The following is an 18,425-nucleotide window of genomic DNA, read 5'->3' as shown; positions in this document are numbered from 1 at the left end:
ACGACGGGCGCGAGACCACGAGGCCGAATGCTCAGGACCGCGCGATCGCGCTGCGCACCTCCTCCGGGACGGTGGAGGACTCCCCTGCGAGCGCAGGGCGACGACCGGCGCGCCCCGCCACTCCCGCCCAGGCGCGACGCAGCGCCGTCTCGTCGTACAGCTCGTCGGGCCGCAGCACGAGGTCGTCCTCGACGTAGTAGAAGACCGCATCGATCTGCTCGGGCGGCAGCCCCGACCAGCGGGAGTACGCGAGCCGGTACAGCGCGAGCTGGGTCTGCCGGAGCTCGAGTTCGCGCGCGTCGCGCGGCGCGGCGCCCGTCTTCCAGTCGACGACCTGCGCCCGGATGCCGCGGCGATCGAGCTCGGAACCGGGCTCGATGTCGTACACGGCGTCGAGCTTGCAGACGAACACCTGCTCATCGAGGGGCAGGTGCAGCTCGAGCTCCACGGCGACCGGCTTGCGATCGCCCCACTCGGAGGCCGCGAACGTCGCGCGGAGTCGTTCGAGGCGGGCGTCGACCGGGTCGACGAGGACGTCGTCGGCCATCGGCGCATCGTCGAACGCGAAGTCGAGCGCGTCGAGGTCGGCCGACGCACCGCCGGCCCCGACCGACGCGACCGACCCGGGCATGCCGGGCGCCGCCGCAGGTCCGGCGGGCCCTGCGGCCGACCCGCCCGAGCGCTCTTCCACCCACGTGTGGAAGAGCGTGCCGATGCGCGTCGCGCGATACGGGCGCTGCGGCATCGGCCGTGCGAGCTCGGCGGCGACGGCGTCGGGGTCGTCGACGTAGTCCTTGAAGCGCGACGCCGGCACGCGCGTGGGCACGCCCGCCGCACCGCGCGATTCGCCCCTGCGTCGGCGCTCCTCGAGCAGCATCCGCAACTCGTCGGCGAGCGCGGGGCCGATGCCGGCGCCGGTGGGCAGTGCCGCCGCTTCGCGCACGGCGTCGGCGGCGCGCACCACGGCGGGACGCCGGGCGCCGAGCGGGTCGAGCGGCCAGCTCACACGGGCCGCGTCGGACGCCCGGGGGTTCTCCGGCTCCGCCGGGGTGGTCGGCAGCACCGCGGCATCCACCACACCGGCGATGACGAGCTCGCGCAGGAACGGGCTCGGTGCGCGCGGCGCCCGCTGGGTCGCCCACCAGGAACCGGAGAGCAGGAGCTCCGACCGCGCGCGCGTGAGCCCGACGTAGGCGAGGCGGCGCTCCTCCTCGGCATGGCGCTCCCGGTTCTCCTCGGAGTAGGCCTTGACGGCCTCGTCGAACTCCGCCTGGCTCTGCACCCCGCGCCACATCAGCTGCGGGATCTCGTCGGCGTCGCCGCGGAACTCGTCGGGCAGGATGCCGAACGCGAGCCAGCCGCGGTTGCTCCGAGGCTTCGACGGCAGTTCGTCGTCGACGAGCCGCGGGATCGCGACCACGTCCCACTCGAGGCCCTTCGAACCGTGGATCGAGAGCACCTGGACCGCGCCCGGCTCTGGTTCGTCCTGTCGCGGGCTCAGCCGGTCGCGCTGCTCGGCCTCGGTGAGCCAGCCGAGGAACGCGCCGAGGGTCGGATGCTCGGCCGAGTCCGCGAAGCCCGTCACCAGGTCGTCGAACGACTCCAGGCTCGCCGCGCCGAGCGGCTGGGCCGGGTTCGCCGCGACCTCGATGTCGAGCAGCAGCTCCTGCTGCACGAGCGTGACGAAGTCGACGAGGCCGAGCCCGGCGCGACGTCGGAGCGCCTGCAACTGGGCGCCCGCCCGTCGCATCCGCGCGAGACCCTCCTCGCTGAGGCCGGCGAGCGCCCGATGGTCGTCGGGCGCGGTCAGCACGAAGTCCAGCGCGTCGACGATCGAGGGCGACTCGTCGGGGGCGATCGACCCACGGATGCCGCGGCGCACCTCGTCGGCGAGGCGCCTCGTCGAGAGGTCGCGATCGGAGAGCCACTTGCCGAGCGCGCCGAGCGCCGCGAGGTCGGCGGTGCCGATGCGCCACCGCGCGCCGCCGAGGAGGCGCAGGAGCTCCGAGCCCGCGGTCGGGTCGTGGACGACGCGGAGTGCGCACACGAGGTCGGCGATCACCGGCTGGTCGAGCAGCCCCGCGACGCCGAGCACGTGCACCGGGACTCCGCGCTCGCGCAGCGCGGTCGCGAAGAGGTCGACGTGCGCGAACGTGCGGCAGAGCAGGGCGCCCGTGCGTCCGCCCGGCCGCATCCGTTCGGCGAGCCAGTCGGCCACGGCCGCCGCCTCGTCGTCGATCGTCTCGGACCACGAGACGTCGAGACGGCCCGCCCCGGCGAACGGCGACGGCCGGAGCGGCGCCTTCGGGATGCCGCCGTCGAGCGGTGCGATGAGCGCGTTGGCCGCGTCGAGCACGATCACGGGGTTCCGCCAGCTCGTCGACAGGTCGTACGCGACCGCCTCGCCGGACTCGGAGAAGTCGCGACCGAAGCGCGCCAGGTTCGCGGCGCTCGCCCCGCGCCATCCGTAGATCGACTGGTCGGGGTCGCCGACCGCCATGACCGCATGGTCGCGGAAGAGCGTCGAGAGCAGGCGCGTCTGGACGACGCTCGTGTCCTGGTACTCGTCGAGGAGCACCGTCGCGTACCGCTCGCGGTGCTCGGCGACCACCTCGGGATGCGCCGTGCAGATCTGCAGGGCGAGGGCGACCTGGTCGGAGAACTCGACGACCCCGCGGCGCTGCTTCTCGGCGGCGTACGCATCGGCGAGCTCGAGGAGCGGCGGCAGGGCCTCGACGACCCCGAGCGCCGAGACGAAGGTGTCGAACGGCGTCCGCTTGCGAGGCGCCTCGATCGGCAGGTCGTGCATCGCGAGGAATTCGCGCGCGAACGCGCGAACGTCGCGGCTGTCGGTGACGTTCTCGGCGAGCGCCCGGCTGAGCGAGAGCACGGCGCCCGTGACGCGGTCGAGCGAGGCATCCAGCTCGACAAGTCGCTCGTCGGCCGACGCCGAGACGATCGCTCGAGCGAGCTGCCACGCGGCGGCCTCGCCGAGGATCGACGCGTCGGGCTCGCGGCCGATGCGGAGCGCGTGCTCGCGGTAGATGGCACCCGCGAACGCGTTGTACGTGAAGACCGCCGCGGACTCCAGCGGATCGAGCCGCACGTCGGCGATGCCCTCGGCCACGAGCTGCCCGACCCGCTCGCGCACGCGCTCGGCGAGCTCGCCGGCGGCCTTCCTGGTGAAGGTGAGACCCAGCACCTCGGGCACGTCGACGACACCGTTGGCGAGGAGCCACACCACGCGGTTCGCCATCGTCTCGGTCTTACCGCTGCCTGCACCTGCCACGACAATGCTGCGCCCGCGCGGGTCGGCCTCGATCATGGCGCGCTGCTCGGGCGTCGGCGGGTGCAGGCCGAGGCGCGATGCGATCTCGTCGGCGCCGATCCGGACCGCGCTCACGCGCACACCGCCGGGACGAGGTGGACGCGGTACTGCCAGTCGCCGAACCTCGACCCGTGCGCGAACTCCACGGGCGAATCGAATCGCGCTCCCGCCATGACGCGGGCCACCTCCTCCAGCCGGTCGCGGAACGCCGTCTCGGCCTCGTCGTCGAACGGCTGCTGGGCGCGTTCGGTGTAGAGCCGGCCGCCCACGGGGCGCGCGACGTAGACGAGCTTGGCTCCGCCGAGTCGGCCCTCGTTCGGCAGCGCGCCCGCGCGCGCCGCCAGCTGGTACGCCGCGAGCTGGGGGTGCTCGGCCGTCTTCGCCGCGGTCGGCGGCGTGCGACCGGTCTTGAGGTCGACGATCACGGTCGTGCCGTCGGGCGACGCCTCGACCCGGTCGATCGTGCCGGTGATGCGCACACGGCCGCTGACGAGCGTGAACCGCCCCTCGGCGCCGAGCACGACCACCCCGTCGTCCTCCGCATCGCGGAGGTAGTCGGCCGCGCCCTCCGTCATCTTCCGCGCGCCCCGGCGCTCCCGTTCGGCGACCCAGCCCGCCTCGAAGCGCAGGTCGCGCCACCGGCGCTCGACCGAGGCCCACAGGCTCTCGACGTCGATGTCGCCCGCCTGCTGCGCCGCCTCCTCCACGACCGCGTGGACGATCGTGCCGATCGAGGCCGCGAGGCCGGAGGGCGGCTGGGCGACGTGGTCGACGAACCAGCCGAGCGGACTCTCCTCGACGCGGTCGATCTGCGACGGCGAGACCGGCACGAGCGCGTCGGGATCACCGTCGAGGTCGACGAGCGGCGCGGTCGTCGTGGGCTCGGCCATGCCGTACCACTCGTCGGGATGCGCTCCGGGCACGCCGTGCTCGGCGAGCAGCGCGATCGCGGCCGCGGCCTCGCGGTCGCCCGCCCCGGCGTCGCGCCGGAGCGCGCCGACCATGCCCCTGAGGTGCAGCGGGCGCCGCCGTCGCGCGGCACGCCGCGCGGGTGCGAGACCCATCAGGACCGAGGGCTGCTCGTCGTCGTTCGCGGTGCACGCGAGCACGACCTGCCGCGACGCGCGCGACACCGCGAGCGCGAACAGGCGCAGTTCGTCGGCGCGCACCGAGGCCCGCACGGATGCCGCAGGCTCCTCCTCGCCGACCGGCTCCCCCGCACGTGCCGCCGCGACCGCACGCGGCAGCGCCGCCGCGTGCAGCAGCGTGCCTCTCGGGCGGAGGTTCGGCCAGACGCCCTCCTGGAGGCCGGCGACCACGACCACCTCGAACTCGCGGCCGATGAGTGCGGGCGGCGTCGCGAGGACCACGTACTCCGCCCCGCGCTCCGGCGCGAGCGAGTCCTCGGGGAGCGCGTTCTGCAGCACCTCGTCGACGAATCGGCGGGCGGGCGCGCCCGGCTCTCGCTCGACGAACCGCCGTGCGGCGGCGAAGAGCGCGACGACCGCGTCGAGCGAGCGGTTCGCCTCGTCGGCGAGCACGCCCGAGCCGGCGGCCTGCGAGGCCCACTCGGCCTCGAGCCCGCTGTCGTGCCAGAGCCGCCAGAGCAGCTCCTCGACGGTCGCGCCTCGTACCGCCGCCCGCCGCGCGGAGTCGAGCAGCCGCGCGAGACGCGACGCACGTCGACCGGCCGGAGCGTCGATCGTCGCGAACCCGCCGGCAGCCCCGAGGGCCTCGACGAGCAGTTCGTCCGCGCTCCGCACGCCGCCCCCGGCGAGCTCCTCGTGGCGGAGTGCGAGCCGGAGTCGGCGGAGGCCGACGCGGTCGAGCCGGCCGAGCGGGCCGGTCAGCAGCGCGGTCGCCCGGTCGGCGTCGAGCGGCTGGAGGTCGAGCACGACCGCAGCGGCCGCGAGGAGCCCGGCCGAGCCCGGGGCGTCGCGCAGCGCCGCTCGCACCGCGCCGCCCGAGACCGGCACCTCGGCCGCGGCGAGCGATCGCGCGAGCGCGGGCAGTTCGGAACCGGATCGGGTGACGATCGCCATCGACGACCACGGGATGCCGTCGAGCAGGTGACGTTCGCGGAGCAGGCCGGCGATCGCGGCGCCCTCGCCCCCCGGCGACGGCGCCTCGATGCCGAGGACGGCCTCGAGCGGGTCGTCGTCGCGGTCGCCGTCGTGCGCGAGCCCGGCGGAACGGTGGGCGCCGCCGAGCGCCGTGCCCACGTGCGCAGTGACCTGGGCGAGGAGCTCGCGATGCGCGGGGCGACCGCGGTGCACGCGGGGCAGCTCGACGCGTCGCACCTCGGCGCCGCCCAGGACCCGGCCGAGCGAGCCGAGGAGGTCGGCGCGGCCGCCACGGAAGCCGTTGCTCGCAACATCGGGGTCGCCGAGGGCGACGATCTCGACGCCGCGTGCGGCGAACGCGCCGAGGAGCGCGGCGGTGCCCTCGGTGGCCTCCTGCGCGTCGTCGACGACGATCAGCCGGAGCGCTCCGAGCGCACCGAGCGCGCGCTCGTCGTCGGGGTCGTGCAGGCTGCGCCGCACGATCGACGCGGCGTACGCTCCGAGCTCCGCGGAGTCGAACTGGGTCGGTCGCAGCTGCTCCTTGACCTCGGCGTACTCCGCGAGGAAGGCGCTCGCCGCCTTCCACTCCGGGCGCGACGCGGCCGCGCCGAGTCGCCCGAGCTCGTCGGGGCCGACGCCCTGCTCGACCGCCCGCATCATCAGGTCGCGGAGTTCGGAGCGGAACCCGCGCAGCTCGCGCACGTCGGGTGCGAGGGCCTCCGGCCACTCGGGCCCGCCCCCGTCGATCGCCTGCGCCTCGAGCAGCTCGCCGATCACCTGGTCGTGCTCGGCGCCCGTGAGCAGCGTGACCGAGCGACCGGTCCGCGCACGCACGAGGTCGTACGCGACCGCGTTCGCGGTGCGGGCGAGTGCGCCCCGCGTGGTGCGGTCGAGCCGCAGCGCGATCGCGTCGCGCATGGCCGCAGCGGTGCGGCGCGTCGCCGACAGCACGAGCACCTGCGACGGGTCGAGCCCGAGCCCGACGCGATGCGCGACGAGCTCGATCGCGAGCCGGGTCTTGCCCGACCCCGGAGCCCCGAACACCGCGGCGTGACCGCCCGCCGCGAGGGCCGGCACGAGGTCGACGACGGCGGATGCGGTGGTCGCTTCGTGCTGCATGCCGCCCACGGTATCCGTGTCCGCCGACAGTGAACGCGTCCGGCTCGCACCCCCGCGTGTCGTAGTGTCGTGTCAACGACAGAAAGGCGCACCGTGGACCTTCGTATCGGCATCCAGAACTCCCCCCGCGAGCTCTCCTTCGAGACCTCGCTGACGGCGGCGGAGGTCGAGCAGGCCGTCTCGGCGGCGCTCAGCGGGCAGTCGCCCGTGCTGCGCCTGACCGACGCGAAGGGCACGGTCTACGTGGTGCCCGCCGCCGCGCTCGCGTACGTCGAGATCGGCACGGAGGAGTCGCGCAAGATCGGCTTCGTCGGCTGATGGAACTGCTCTTCGTCACGCTGGGCGGCGCCATCCTCGGCCTCGCCGCCCACTTCGCGCTGCCTCGCCGCGAGTTCCGCGGCGTCGTGCTCGTCCCGGCCGTCGGCGCGGGCGTCGCCGCGGTCGTGTGGGTCGCCCTGACCTGGCTCGGCATGCCGTGGGACGGCGGATGGATCTGGGTGATCTCGCTCGTGGCATCCGCTGCCGCCGCGGCCGGAACCGGCCACCTGCTCGCCCGTCGCCGGCAGGAGGACGACGCGCGGACGTTCGCGCACCTCGCTCGCTTCGGCCTCGCGCGCGGCTGACCGCCCGCGCGCCTGCGGGCCGCGACCGAGCGACTCGCGGGCCGCAGGCCCGGCGACCCGAGGCCCGGGCCCCGCTCAGGCGGTCAGCCCGAGCGCGTCCATCCGTCGCGTGTGCGACGCGATGAGCTCGGTGAAGACCGGCTCGACGTCGGGGCCGTGCTCGCCCGAGCCGGCCGCCCGCACGGCGGAGCGCGCGATGAGGAGCGTGTCGCCGACGAGGCTCCGACCCCACAGCGCGAGCCGGTCGTCGAGCGTCGCGTCGGCCGCGATCGCGCGCTCGAGCTCGCGCTCGATGACCTCGGCCGAGCGCGACTCGCCGAGGATGGCGCGCACGCGTGCGCGGAGCTCGTGCGGGAGCCCCTCCGCGAGGCGGATGAAGTAGTCGTCGAGCATCCCCGACGTGATGTGGATGCCGAGCAGCAGCTCGAACCAGTCGGCGCCCGAGGTGACCTGGCGGAACCGGTCGGCCGCGGGGGCGAACGGCGCCATGACCTCGGCGGGGTCGGCGCCGAGCCGGCGCAGTTCGGCGATGAGCTCGTGGTGCTTGCGCAGGGCGACGCCGGCCGCCGCGCTCAGCCCCTCCTTCGACGCCAGGTCGGGGGCGGTCGCCACGGCCTTCGCGAGGCTCTCGAAGAACTCGAGCTGGATGTACGCGGCCTGGCCGAGGAACGGCACGGGATCGGGCGTGAACTCGGTGAAGTCGACGCGGGTGAGGTCGGTCGGCGCGACCCGCGGACGCAGCCTCGGGGTCTCCGGACGGGGACGGCGCGACATCGACCAATTGACCACGAGCACAGCATATCCGGGGCCTTGCAGCCCGCTCGGATAGGCTGGGACCCGCCGCGGGCGATGGAACCGCGGCCGTGCGCCGGTCGATCGGAACTGGGCGCACCCGAATTCCGCATCACGGACAGGCAGACATTTGACCACCTTCACCGAACTCGGCATCGCGCCCGACATCGTCGAGGCCCTCGCCGGGAAGGGCATCGCCGATGCCTTCCCCATCCAGGAGCAGACCATCCCCCTCGCCCTCACCGGGCAGGACATCATCGGCCAGGCGAAGACCGGCACGGGCAAGACCTTCGGGTTCGGCCTGCCGCTCATCCAGCGCCTCGGCGACGACCCCGAGCCGGGCGTCAAGGCGCTCGTCGTGGTGCCCACGCGCGAGCTGTGCGTGCAGGTCACCGAAGACCTGGAGCTAGCGACCTCCAACCGCCCCACGAAGATCGTGTCGATCTACGGCGGCAAGGCCTACGAGGGGCAGATCGAGCAGCTCAAGGCCGGAGCCCAGATCGTCGTCGGCACGCCCGGGCGTCTGCTCGACCTCGCCTCGCAGCGCCTGCTGTCGCTGAAGAACGTCACCGAGATGGTGCTCGACGAGGCCGACAAGATGCTCGACCTCGGCTTCCTCGCCGACATCGAGAAGCTCTTCGCGCAGACCCCGCCGACCCGGCACACCATGCTCTTCTCGGCGACCATGCCCGGCCCGATCGTCGCGCTCGCGCGCCGCTTCATGAGCCGCCCGATCCACATCCGCGCGAACGACCCCGACGAGGGCCTGACGCAGGCGAACATCAAGCACCTCATCTACCGGGCGCACTCGCTCGACAAGGACGAGGTGATCTCCCGCATCCTCCAGGCCGACGGCCGTGGCAAGACGGTGATCTTCACGCGCACCAAGCGCGCCGCCGCCAAGCTCGTGGAGGAGCTGAACGACCGCGGCTTCAACGCCGCGGCGGTGCACGGCGACCTCAACCAGGACCAGCGCGAGCGCGCCATGGCCGCCTTCAAGGCGGGCAAGAAGGACGTGCTCATCGCCACGGATGTCGCGGCGCGCGGCATCGACGTCGACGACGTGACGCACGTCATCAACCACACGATCCCCGACGACGAGAAGACCTACCTGCACCGCGCGGGCCGAACCGGCCGCGCCGGCAAGACGGGCATCGCCGTCACGTTCGTCGACTGGGACGACCTGCACAAGTGGGCGCTCATCAACCGCGCCCTCGAGTTCGGCCAGCCCGAGCCGACCGAGACGTACTCGTCGAGCCCGCACCTCTATTCCGACCTCGACATCCCCGAGGGCACGAAGGGCCGCCTGAAGCCCGCGGCGCCCACGGCGGCACCGTCGCGGTCGAGCACCGCGGGTCGCCATGAGAACGGCGGGCGGGTGGATGCCTCCGGCGAGCGCGGCTCGCGGTCGCGCCGTCGCACGCGCTCGGGCCGGCCGGTCGGCGAGGGCGCCGCGACGGGTGACGCCGCCGCCGCGGAGTCCGGCGCCGCTCAGGAGAAGGAGCCGGGCGCGGGCACGCACGACGGCAAGGGCAAGGAGCACCACGACGGCAACGCGGCCCCGCGTCGCCGCCGTCGCCGCCGCGGCGGTCGCTCGGGCGGCAGCGCGGCGGGAGCGCCGTCGACGGCGCCCACCGCCTGACGCGACACGCGCACGAGCGCGAGCCGCCGCACGACACGTCGGAACGGGCCGGATGCCTCCTCACGAGGCATCCGGCCCGTTCCGCGTCTCGCCCGCCTCAGCGGCTCGTCACGGCAGGAACGGCTCGCTCCCGCGCCCTTCCGCGAGGATGCGCGCGACGACCTCGGGTGCGGTCGTGTACTGGCCGAGGCGGTTGACCTTGCCGCGCCCGTGGTAGTCGCTCGAACCCGTGATCGCGAGCCCGTGGCGGCGTGCGAGCTCGCGCAGGCGCGGCTTCGCGGCCTCCGTGTTCTCGGGGTGGTCGACCTCGAGGCCGAACAGGCCCGATGCGGCGAACCGGGCGAGCCGGCGATCGGGCACCACGTCCTCGGCGCCGCGCGTGCCCGGGTGCGCGAGCACGGGCACGCCGCCCGCGGCCCGGATGAGGCGGATGCCGGTGAGCGGGTCGGGCGCGTAGTGCGGCTGCGCGTAGCCCGAGCGCCAGTGCAGGATGCCCGCGAAGGCGTCGGAGCGCGTCGAGGCGTGGCCCCGCGCGACGAGCGCATCGGCGATGTGCGGGCGGCCGATCGTGGCGCCGTCGCTCGTCTGCGCGAGCACGTCGTCCCACGTGAGGTCGTAGTCGGCGGCGATGCGCCGGACGATCGCCTCGGCGCGGGTGAGCCGCGAGTCGCGGATGCGCGCGGTCTCGGCGAGGAGCGCCTCGTCGGTCGGGTCGATGAGGTAGCCGAGCACGTGCACGCTCGTGAACTGCTCGCGCGTCGAGAGCTCGATGCCGGGGATCAGGCCGATGCGGTGCCGACGTGCGGCGTCGATCGCCTCGCTCCACCCGGCGGTCGAGTCGTGGTCGGTGATCGCGAGCGCGTCGAGGCCGGCGGCGGATGCCGCGGCGACGAGCTCCGCGGGCGTGTCCGTGCCGTCGGAGACCGTGGTGTGCGCGTGCAGGTCCGCTGCGACGGCGAACGGAGCGTCGGCCATGTGCCCATCGTAGGCGCGCCTAGTCAGCCGCTTCCCCGCAGACTCCCAGCCGACGCCCTGTGGATGCTCCGCCCGGTGCGCGCGCGCTCGCCTACGCTGGGGTGAATGCTCCCCCGCATCCTCGGCTGGGCCGTCGTGCTCGGCACCGCCGCCGTCGCGTCGGCGCTGCTGTGGCCGCAGGCGTTCGGCCTGCAGGACCAGTGGATCGCCGCGCACGTCGTCGCGTTGCGGGGCGTGGCCGCGGCCGGCGCGGGCGCGCTGGCCGCCGTGCTCGCGATCGCCCTGCTCCTCGGGCCCGGGCGACGCCTGATCGGGGCGCTGGCCGCGATCCTGGTGCTGTTCGCGCTCGGCAACCTGGGCGTGCTCGCGCTGCGCGGCCTCGGCGGCGGCGGCGCGGCCGCGGCATCCGATTCGGTCACCGTGCTCTCGTGGAACACGCTCGGCGAGGTGCCCGACGCGTCGACGATCGCGGGACTCGCGCTCGAGCAGGAGGCCGACGTCGTCGTGCTCCCTGAAACGACCGAGTCGCTCGGCGAGGAGGTGGCGATCGCGATGCGCGAGGGCGGGCGCCCGATGTGGGTGCACACGCAGGCCTTCGACGAGGTCGCCAAGGCGCGCTCGACGACCATCCTCATCTCACCCGACCTCGGCGACTACGACGTCGTGAACGATCCGTGGCCGGGCCCGCCCGGCAACACCAACACGCTGCCGACCGTCGTCGCCGAGCCGGCGGGCGGCGACGGCCCGCGGATCGTCGCCGTGCACGCCGTCGCGCCGATCCGGTGGGAGCTGCGGAACTGGCGCAGCGACCTCGACTGGCTGGCCGAGCAGTGCGCGGGCGACGACGTCATCATGGCGGGCGACTTCAATGCGACGGTCGATCACTTCGCCGGTCGCGGCGTCGACGGCGGCGACCTCGGCCGGTGCGCCGATGCGGCGGTCGCGGGCGGCGCGGGCGGCCTCGGCACCTGGCCGACGAGCCTGCCCGAGCTGCTCGGAAGCCCCATCGACCACGTGCTCGCGACTCCAGGCTGGTCGGTCGAGGCGTTCCGGGTGCTCGACGCGCTCGACGGCGCGGGCAGCGATCACCGGCCGATCGTGGCGACCCTCTCGCGGGTGGGCGGCTGATCCTCCGCGGCTCGGCGCGTCGGCGGCGCGGTGCGAGAATGGAGACCATGACGAACACCGGCGACGCGACCGCGACGGCCCACGAGGCCCCCACCGACGAGACCACCGCTGAGGAGACCGGCCGGAACGCGAACCGTTCGACCACGCCGGCGTCCGAGGGCTTCAAGGACTTCATCGGCAACGGATGGGCCGAGCGCGACGAACGCCTCCCCGAGGCCCGCCCGCAGGCCGCGCACGCGACCGCCCGCCGTGCGAAGGTCTCCGCCGAGTTCCCCGGGCAGCGGCTCGTGATCCCCGCGGGCGACATGAAGCAGCGCGCGAACGACACCGACTACCCGTTCCGGGCGCACTCCGCGTTCGCGCACCTGACCGGCTGGGGCTCCGACTCCGAGCCGGGCGCCGTGCTCGTGCTCGAGCCGGCCGGCGACGCCGGCCACGAGGCGACCGTGTACTTCCGTGAGCGCGCGGGGCGCGACAGCGAGGAGTTCTACGCCAACCCCGCGATCGGCGAGTTCTGGATCGGCCCGCGCCCGTCACTCGCGCACGTCGCCGCCGACCTGCAGCTCGCGACGCGCGGCATCGCCGACTTCGACTCGGTCGTGAACTCGACCGACACCGCGACGCTCGTGGTCCGCGAGGCCGACGCCGCGATCACCGAGCGCATCGACCACGCGCGCCTGCGCTTCGCCGCCGAGGAGGCACTGTCGACGAACGCGTCCGACGCGCCGTTCAGCCTCGAGGTGAACGCCGAGCACGAGCCCGACGCCGACTTCGCGCGCGTGCTCTCCGAGCTGCGCCTCGTGAAGGACGACTTCGAGGTCGCCGAGCTCCGCGCCGCGGTCGACGCGACCGAGCGCGGCTTCGCCGAGGTGCTCGGCGAGCTGCCGCGCATCACGAGCGAGGTGCGCGGCGAGCGCGTCATCGAGGGCGTCTTCGCGACCCGCGCTCGCCTCGACGGCAACGACGTCGGCTACGCGTCGATCGCCGCGGCCGGCCCGCACGCGACGATCCTGCACTGGACCCGCAACGACGGCGCCGTCGTCCCCGGCGACCTGGTGCTGCTCGACGCGGGCGTCGAGATGGACAGCTACTACACGGCCGACATCACGCGCACGTTCCCGGTGAACGGCACGTTCTCGCCCGTCCAGCGCCAGGTGTACGAGGCCGTGCTCGAGGCGGCGGATGCCGCGTTCCGCATCGTGCGCCCCGGCGCGGTGTTCCGGGAGATCCACGCCGCCGCGATGGAGGTCATCGCGAAGCGCACCGCCGAGTGGGGCTTCCTCCCGGTCTCGGCCGAGGAATCGCTCCAGCCCGAGAACCAGTTCCACCGCCGGTACATGGTGCACGGCACGAGCCACCACCTCGGCCTCGACGTGCACGACTGCGCGCAGGCGCGCCGCTCGATGTACATGGACGGCGTGCTCGAGCCGGGCATGGTCTTCACGATCGAGCCGGGCCTCTACTTCCAGGCCGACGACCTCTCGGTGCCCGAGGAGTTCCGCGGCATCGGCGTGCGCATCGAGGACGACATCCTCGTGACCGCCGACGGCGCCGAGAACCTCTCGGCGGGCATCCCCCGCACGGCCGACGAGGTCGAGGCCTGGGTGCGCGGCGCCCGCCGCTGAGCCGGCCCGTCGATCGGCTCACTCGACGGTGAGCCGGTCGACGCCGTCCCAGTCCTCGTAGGTCAGCTCGACCTCGGTGATCCGGCCCGCGGATGCCTCGGGCACGTCGAGTTCGGTCGTGTACGCGGCCATGTCGGCGGTGCAGGCGAATCCGCCGGCGCGGTCCACGTGGACGCGAGCGAGCGTGCCGTCCCACTCGACCTGGTCGACCTCGCGGTGGCAACTGGAGCTCCCCCACGTCGTGATCGCGAGCACGGTGCCGTCGTCGAGGAGGGTCGCGCGCGGAGACTCGTCGAACGCCTCAGGGCGGTGCCCCGGAGGGAAGCCGGCGTAGCCGTCGCCGCCGCCGGTCCCCGGCCCGGTTGGCGCACAGGCGGCGAGGCCGAGGGCGATCGCGAGCCCGACGGGGACGACGACGGAGATGCGGCGTAGGGACACGTCCGCATCATCCCGCCCAGCGAGGCGCATCGCAATCGCGAGGCGTCGCCATCGCGAGGCGCGTCGCCATCGCGAGGCGCGTCGCAATCGCGAGACTCATCACGTTCCGGCGCATTCACCGTCGAGCGTGTCGGGTGATCCGGAACCCGGCGCCTGCCGTGGATGCGATCCCCTCCGCGCGACTCCTGAATCCAAGGGCGTTCGAACGCCCTGGCCTTCGTCCTTGGATTCAGGAGTCTCAGCGACCGCACCCTCCGCCCGACGGTCGATCGGGTCGGTCGCGGCGCGACGGGTGCGAGCACCTCGCGCAGCAGTTCCTTCGCACGAGCTTGCCGACCCCGGGCGGTCGATGCACTGATCCCGAGATGCATTGATCCCGCGAAGCGATGCGGCCGGTTCAGGTCGTGCGGGCCTCGCGCTCCGCGCGGCGCGCCTTCCACCAGGCCCAGAACCGGTCGAGCATGCGCTTGACCCAGGCCGCCAGGCGGCGCGCCCAGGCGAACTCGGTGCCGAGGATCGCGAGGCCGAGGAAGACGACGAGCCATCCCGGGCCCGGCAGCGGTACGAGCGCCAGGCCGGCGACGGCGATCACGCCGCCGAGGATGCCGACGCCGGTCCGGTAAGCGAACCGCAGGCGGGGATGGCGGTCGATCCGGCGACGGATGCCGCGGAGCCACCGCCGCACGGGCCGGTCGGGCCGCTCGGCCGCGGCGATCTCGGCGCGCACCGTCCGCTCGAGCGGGGTGCGGTCGGGGTCAGGACGGGTCGTTCCGGGCATGGTCGTCACGCTAGGTGCCGACGCTGGGAGTCGCCGGTGCGTCCGTTCCCGGAGCGGGCGCCGGTGCGCACGCCGCGGTGCGGACGGCGCGGTGCGGACGCCGCAGTGCGCACGCCGCGGTGCGGGCTATTCCTCGCCGCGCTCGCGCGCCGCGCGGCGGCGGGCATCCTGCGCCTCGCCGTAGGTCAGCGGACGCGAGGGGTCGATCTCGCGCGCCTCGGGCTCAGTCGGCGCCTCGCCGTCCGAGGCGGGCGGCTCGGCCGGGGCATCCGCCCCCGCCTCCGGCGCCGGGGCGGCCGGCGGGCGGGCGACCGTCGTCGCGACCGGCGCGGGCGGCGCCGCGGCATCCGTCACGCCGAGCACCTGGCGGGCCCGTACGACGTGCGCGGGCTCGGCGATGATCGCGTAGCGAGTGGCGAGCACCTGCATGACCGACGTGAAGTCGCGACGGCGGCGGTTGATCGAGTACGACACGAGGCTGAAGATCATGCCGAAGCCGGCGCCGATGAGGACCGCGGCGCCGAGGATGCCGAGCGAGGTGCCCGACGGCGAGAAGATGAAGAACAACAGGCCGAGGAACGTGCCGAACCACGCCCCCGACAGCGCGCCCGCGGCCGCCGTGCGACCCCAGCTCAGGGTGCCCGTGATGCGCTCGACGCTCGTCAGGTCGTGGCCGACGATCGAGAGCTCCTTGACCGGGAACTCGGCCTTCGCGAGCTGGTCGACCGCGGCCTGCGCCTCCTGGTAGGTCTCGTAGCTCGCGACCGTCTCGCCCTTCGGCAGGGTCGGGAAGGCGCGGCCGATGCGACCGCCGAACGGCGACTGGGTGCTCACCCCGCCATTCTTCCACGCGGCTCCGCCGCCCGGCCCGATGCCGGGCCCGCGGGGTAAGTTGGGAGGCGTGAGCGCCACGAGAGTCTTCGTCGCCCGACTCGCCGGGTGCGCCGTGTTCGACCCCGCGGGCGACCGCGTCGGGAAGGTGCGCGACGTGCTCGTCGTGTACCGAAAGGACGACCCGCCGCGGGTCGTCGGCCTCATCGTCGAGATCCCCGGCAAACGCCGCGTGTTCGTCTCGATCGGCCGCGTCACCTCGATCGGCGGCGGCCAGATCATCACGACCGGGCTCATCAACATGCGCCGCTTCGAACAGCGCGGCGGCGAGGTCCGCGTCATCGCCGAGATGCTCGGCCGAAAGGTGAGCTTCAACGACGGATCCGGCACCGCGAGCATCGAGGACGTCGCGATCGAGGAGCGCGATCCCGGCGAGTGGGAGGTCGACCAGCTCTTCGTGCGGCGCCCGAAGACGAGCGCGTCGCCGTTCGCGAAGGGCCCGTCGGCGTACGTGACCTGGCGCGAGGTGCGCGAGACGACGGAGGCCGGCGAGGCGCAGTCGGCCGAGCAGCTCATCGCGACCTACTCCGAGCTGAAGCCCGCCGACCTCGCGAACACCCTGCTCGACCTGCCGCCGCAGCGTCGGCAGGAGGTCGCCGCCGAACTCCCCGACGACCGGCTCGCCGACGTGCTGGAGGAGATGCCCGAGATCGACCAGGTCGAGATCCTCGCGAAGCTCGGCGACGACCGCGCGGCCGACGTGCTCGACCACATGTCGCCCGACGACGCCGCCGACCTCATCGCGCAGCTTCCCGAGGAGCGCGGCGAGCACCTCCTCGAGCTCATGGAGCCCGAGGAGGCGGAGGACGTCCGGTTCCTGCTCTCCTACGGGCCCGACACGGCGGGCGGCCTCATGACGACCGAGCCGATCATCGTGTCGGCGGATGCCACGGTGGCCGAGGGCCTCGCCCTCATCCGCCGCCACGACCTGCCGCCCGCGCTCGGGGCGGCGGTGTGCGTCACACTTCCGCCGTACGAGCCGCCGACGGGCCGTTTCCTCGGCATCGTGCACTTCCAGCGGATGCTCCGCTACCCGCCGCACGAGCGGCTCGGCTCGCTCATCGACCAGGGGCTGGAGCCGGTGACCGCCGAGACCTCCGCCGCCGAGGTCAGCCGCATCCTCGCGAGCTACGACCTCGTGTCCGTTCCGGTCGTCGACGAGAAGCACCGCCTCGTCGGCGTGGTCACGATCGACGACGTGCTCGACTACCTGCTCCCCGACGACTGGAGGAGTCATCCCGAGGACGAATCGGAGGTGAGCAGACGCGCGACGGCTCGCGCACAGCTGGCCACCGGCAGCATCCCGATCGCACCCGGAAGGAGGGCAGGAGATGGCACGCGCTGACGCCGCCGACGACCGTCGGTTCGACACCCCGAAGGGTGCACGCCGATCGGCGCCGCCCCTGCGCCGTTCCGGCGACCGGGACCGCTTCGGTCGTTTCACCGAGTGGGTCGCGCGCAACATGGGCACCCCGTGGTTCCTGCTCGGCCTCACGCTCTTCGTGACGTTCTGGATCCTCTGGAACACGCTCGCGCCACCGGCCTGGCGGTTCGACTCGGTCGAGCTCGGCTTCATCGCGCTGACCCTCGTGCTCTCGCTGCAGGCCTCCTACGCCGCCCCGCTGATCCTGCTCGCGCAGAACCGCCAGGACGACCGCGACCGCGTGCAGATCGAGCAGGACCGCCAGCGTGCCGAGCGCAACCTCGCCGACACCGAATACCTCGCGCGCGAGGTCGTCGCGCTCCGGCTCGCGGTGCGCGACCTCGCCTCGAAGGAGTTCATCCGCCAGGAGCTCCGGCAGGTGCTGGAGGAGCTCGACCGCCGCGACGAGGAGGACGCCGCGAATGCCCCGTCCTGACGCGGGCGACGTCGAGCGGGCCGTCCGAACCGCGCTCGAGGGCGTCATCGATCCCGAGATCCGTCGACCGATCACCGAGCTCGACATGGTCGATCGCGTGACCGCGACCGACGCGGGCGTCGAGGTCGGCGTGCGCCTCACGATCGTCGGCTGCCCGGCGTCCGACCGCATCGAACGCGACGTGCGCGCCGCGGCCGAGCAGGTCGTCGGCGAGGGCAACGCCGTCGTCGAGCTCGGCGTCATGACGCCCGAGCAACGTGCAGCCCTCACCGAGCGCCTCCGCGGCGGCCGGGCCGCGCGCGGCAACCCCTTCGGCCCGGGCACGCTCACGCGCGTGATCGCGGTCACGAGCGGCAAGGGCGGCGTCGGCAAGTCGACGCTCACCGCGAACCTCGCGGTCGCGCTCGCGGCGCGCGGCCTCTCGGTGGGGCTCGTCGATGCCGACGTCCACGGCTTCTCGATTCCGGGCCTGCTCGGACTCGTCGACGAGCACGGCACGGCCGCACGCCCGACCCGCGTCGACGACATGATCCTGCCGCCCGTCGCCTTCGGCGTGAAGGTCATCTCGATCGGCATGTTCGTCGAGCCGACCGAGCCGGGCGGGCGGGGCTCGTCGGTCGCGGTCGCCTGGCGCGGCCCGATGCTGCACCGCACGCTCCAGCAGTTCCTCACCGACGTGTACTTCGGCGACCTCGACGTGCTGCTCGTCGACCTGCCGCCGGGCACGGGCGACGTCGCGATCTCGCTCGGCCAGCTGCTGCCGAACGCCGAGGTCGTCGTCGTGACGACCCCGCAGCCGGCCGCCGCCGACGTCGCCGAGCGTTCGGGTCTCGTCGCCCGGCAGACCGGCCAGCGCGTGGTCGGAGTGATCGAGAACATGGCGGGCTTCGCCCAGGCCGACGGGTCGCTCCTCGACCTGTTCGGCTCGGGCGGCGGCGCCGAAGTCGCGCGACGGCTCTCCGACGGCGTCGACGAGCCGGTGCCGCTCATCGCCGCGGTGCCGCTCAGCGTCGCGCTCCGGCGCGGCGGAGACGAGGGGATGCCGGTCGTACTCGCCGAGCCCGACGACCCGGCCGCGCGTGGGATCGAGAAGGTCGCGGCGTTCCTCGCCGGCCGCCCGCGTTCGCTCTCCGGTCGTCGTCTCGACGTCTCGGTGCGGTGAGA

15 protein-coding genes are annotated in these 18,425 nt (G+C 73.9%); 8 read left to right on the top strand and 7 right to left on the bottom strand.

All coding sequences use genetic code 11. The features are described from left to right. Window positions 1–31: 31 nt before the first annotated feature. Both GJ743_RS09330 and GJ743_RS09325 read right to left on the bottom strand, forming a co-directional pair. Window positions 32–3,403: an ATP-dependent DNA helicase gene (locus tag GJ743_RS09330; RefSeq protein ID WP_328288999.1), complete on the bottom strand. Its 3,372-nt coding sequence runs from the start codon at window positions 3,401–3,403 to the stop codon at window positions 32–34. Further along, entirely contained in the window at window positions 3,400–6,510 is a 3,111-nt protein-coding gene (locus tag GJ743_RS09325; protein ID WP_155051636.1) for an ATP-dependent helicase, read from the bottom strand. The genes GJ743_RS09330 and GJ743_RS09325 overlap by 4 nt, the downstream gene beginning before the upstream one ends. A 93-nt stretch (window positions 6,511–6,603) precedes the next feature. On the opposite strand from GJ743_RS09325, the gene GJ743_RS09320 reads away from it, so the two are divergent. Beyond that, window positions 6,604–6,828: a DUF3107 domain-containing protein gene (locus GJ743_RS09320; RefSeq protein WP_328288998.1), complete on the top strand. Its 225-nt coding sequence runs from the start codon at window positions 6,604–6,606 to the stop codon at window positions 6,826–6,828. Then, on the top strand, window positions 6,828–7,133 hold the full coding sequence (locus tag GJ743_RS09315; protein WP_155051634.1) for a hypothetical protein: 306 nt from the start codon (window positions 6,828–6,830) through the stop codon (window positions 7,131–7,133). Before GJ743_RS09320 ends, GJ743_RS09315 begins: the two co-directional genes overlap by 1 nt. Window positions 7,134–7,208: 75 nt before the next feature. Here the strand turns inward: GJ743_RS09315 and GJ743_RS09310 are convergent, their stop codons facing one another. Beyond that, window positions 7,209–7,907, bottom strand: a complete 699-nt coding sequence (locus GJ743_RS09310) for a ferritin-like fold-containing protein (RefSeq protein ID WP_155051633.1) — start codon at window positions 7,905–7,907, stop codon at window positions 7,209–7,211. Between the two features lie 148 nt (window positions 7,908–8,055). Between GJ743_RS09310 and GJ743_RS09305 the strand changes: the two genes are divergently transcribed. Then, window positions 8,056–9,567 (top strand): DEAD/DEAH box helicase, encoded by a 1,512-nt coding sequence (locus tag GJ743_RS09305; RefSeq protein WP_155051632.1) that lies wholly within the window; start codon window positions 8,056–8,058, stop codon window positions 9,565–9,567. A gap of 108 nt (window positions 9,568–9,675) precedes the next feature. Here the strand turns inward: GJ743_RS09305 and GJ743_RS09300 are convergent, their stop codons facing one another. Continuing rightward, on the bottom strand, window positions 9,676–10,542 hold the full coding sequence (locus GJ743_RS09300) for a PHP domain-containing protein (RefSeq protein ID WP_155051630.1): 867 nt from the start codon (window positions 10,540–10,542) through the stop codon (window positions 9,676–9,678). A 105-nt stretch (window positions 10,543–10,647) separates the two neighbouring features. On the opposite strand from GJ743_RS09300, the gene GJ743_RS09295 reads away from it, so the two are divergent. Together GJ743_RS09295 and GJ743_RS09290 are read left to right on the top strand one after the other, a co-directional pair. Next, on the top strand, window positions 10,648–11,670 hold the full coding sequence (locus tag GJ743_RS09295; RefSeq protein ID WP_155051628.1) for an endonuclease/exonuclease/phosphatase family protein: 1,023 nt from the start codon (window positions 10,648–10,650) through the stop codon (window positions 11,668–11,670). Window positions 11,671–11,717: 47 nt separating this feature from the next. Continuing rightward, a complete protein-coding gene (locus GJ743_RS09290; protein WP_230386667.1) occupies window positions 11,718–13,295 on the top strand; it encodes an aminopeptidase P family protein in 1,578 nt (525 codons plus the stop codon). 18 nt (window positions 13,296–13,313) lie between these two features. On the opposite strand, the gene GJ743_RS09285 is transcribed toward GJ743_RS09290, so the two are convergent. The 3 genes from GJ743_RS09285 to GJ743_RS09275 all read right to left on the bottom strand — a co-directional run bounded on the left by GJ743_RS09285 (window position 13,314) and on the right by GJ743_RS09275 (window position 15,345). Further along, the gene (locus GJ743_RS09285) at window positions 13,314–13,733 is read right to left on the bottom strand and encodes a hypothetical protein (RefSeq protein ID WP_155051625.1); all 420 of its coding nucleotides are present in this window, start codon (window positions 13,731–13,733) and stop codon (window positions 13,314–13,316) included. Window positions 13,734–14,130: 397 nt separating this feature from the next. Beyond that, window positions 14,131–14,511, bottom strand: a complete 381-nt coding sequence (locus tag GJ743_RS09280) for a TIGR02611 family protein (protein ID WP_155051623.1) — start codon at window positions 14,509–14,511, stop codon at window positions 14,131–14,133. 126 nt (window positions 14,512–14,637) lie between these two features. Next, the gene (locus GJ743_RS09275) at window positions 14,638–15,345 is read right to left on the bottom strand and encodes a general stress protein (protein ID WP_328288997.1); all 708 of its coding nucleotides are present in this window, start codon (window positions 15,343–15,345) and stop codon (window positions 14,638–14,640) included. A gap of 67 nt (window positions 15,346–15,412) precedes the next feature. Between GJ743_RS09275 and GJ743_RS09270 the strand changes: the two genes are divergently transcribed. From GJ743_RS09270 to GJ743_RS09260, 3 genes are read left to right on the top strand one after another with little or no spacing between them, the layout of a single operon-like run. Then, window positions 15,413–16,747, top strand: coding sequence for a magnesium transporter MgtE N-terminal domain-containing protein (locus GJ743_RS09270; RefSeq protein WP_328288996.1), 1,335 nt, complete (start codon window positions 15,413–15,415; stop codon window positions 16,745–16,747). Then, window positions 16,734–17,261 carry a DUF1003 domain-containing protein gene (locus GJ743_RS09265; protein WP_155051622.1) on the top strand — a complete coding sequence of 176 codons (528 nt, stop codon included), beginning with the start codon at window positions 16,734–16,736 and terminating at the stop codon, window positions 17,259–17,261. The genes GJ743_RS09270 and GJ743_RS09265 overlap by 14 nt, the downstream gene beginning before the upstream one ends. Continuing rightward, complete coding sequence (locus tag GJ743_RS09260; protein WP_155051620.1) at window positions 17,248–18,423, top strand: Mrp/NBP35 family ATP-binding protein; 1,176 nt, start codon at window positions 17,248–17,250, stop codon at window positions 18,421–18,423. The genes GJ743_RS09265 and GJ743_RS09260 overlap by 14 nt, the downstream gene beginning before the upstream one ends. The last annotated feature ends 2 nt before the right edge of the window (window positions 18,424–18,425 follow it).

This window comes from Agromyces bracchium, from assembly GCF_009709675.1.
Classification (GTDB): domain Bacteria; phylum Actinomycetota; class Actinomycetes; order Actinomycetales; family Microbacteriaceae; genus Agromyces; species Agromyces bracchium.
This window is presented reverse-complemented; position numbering and strand designations above follow the sequence as displayed.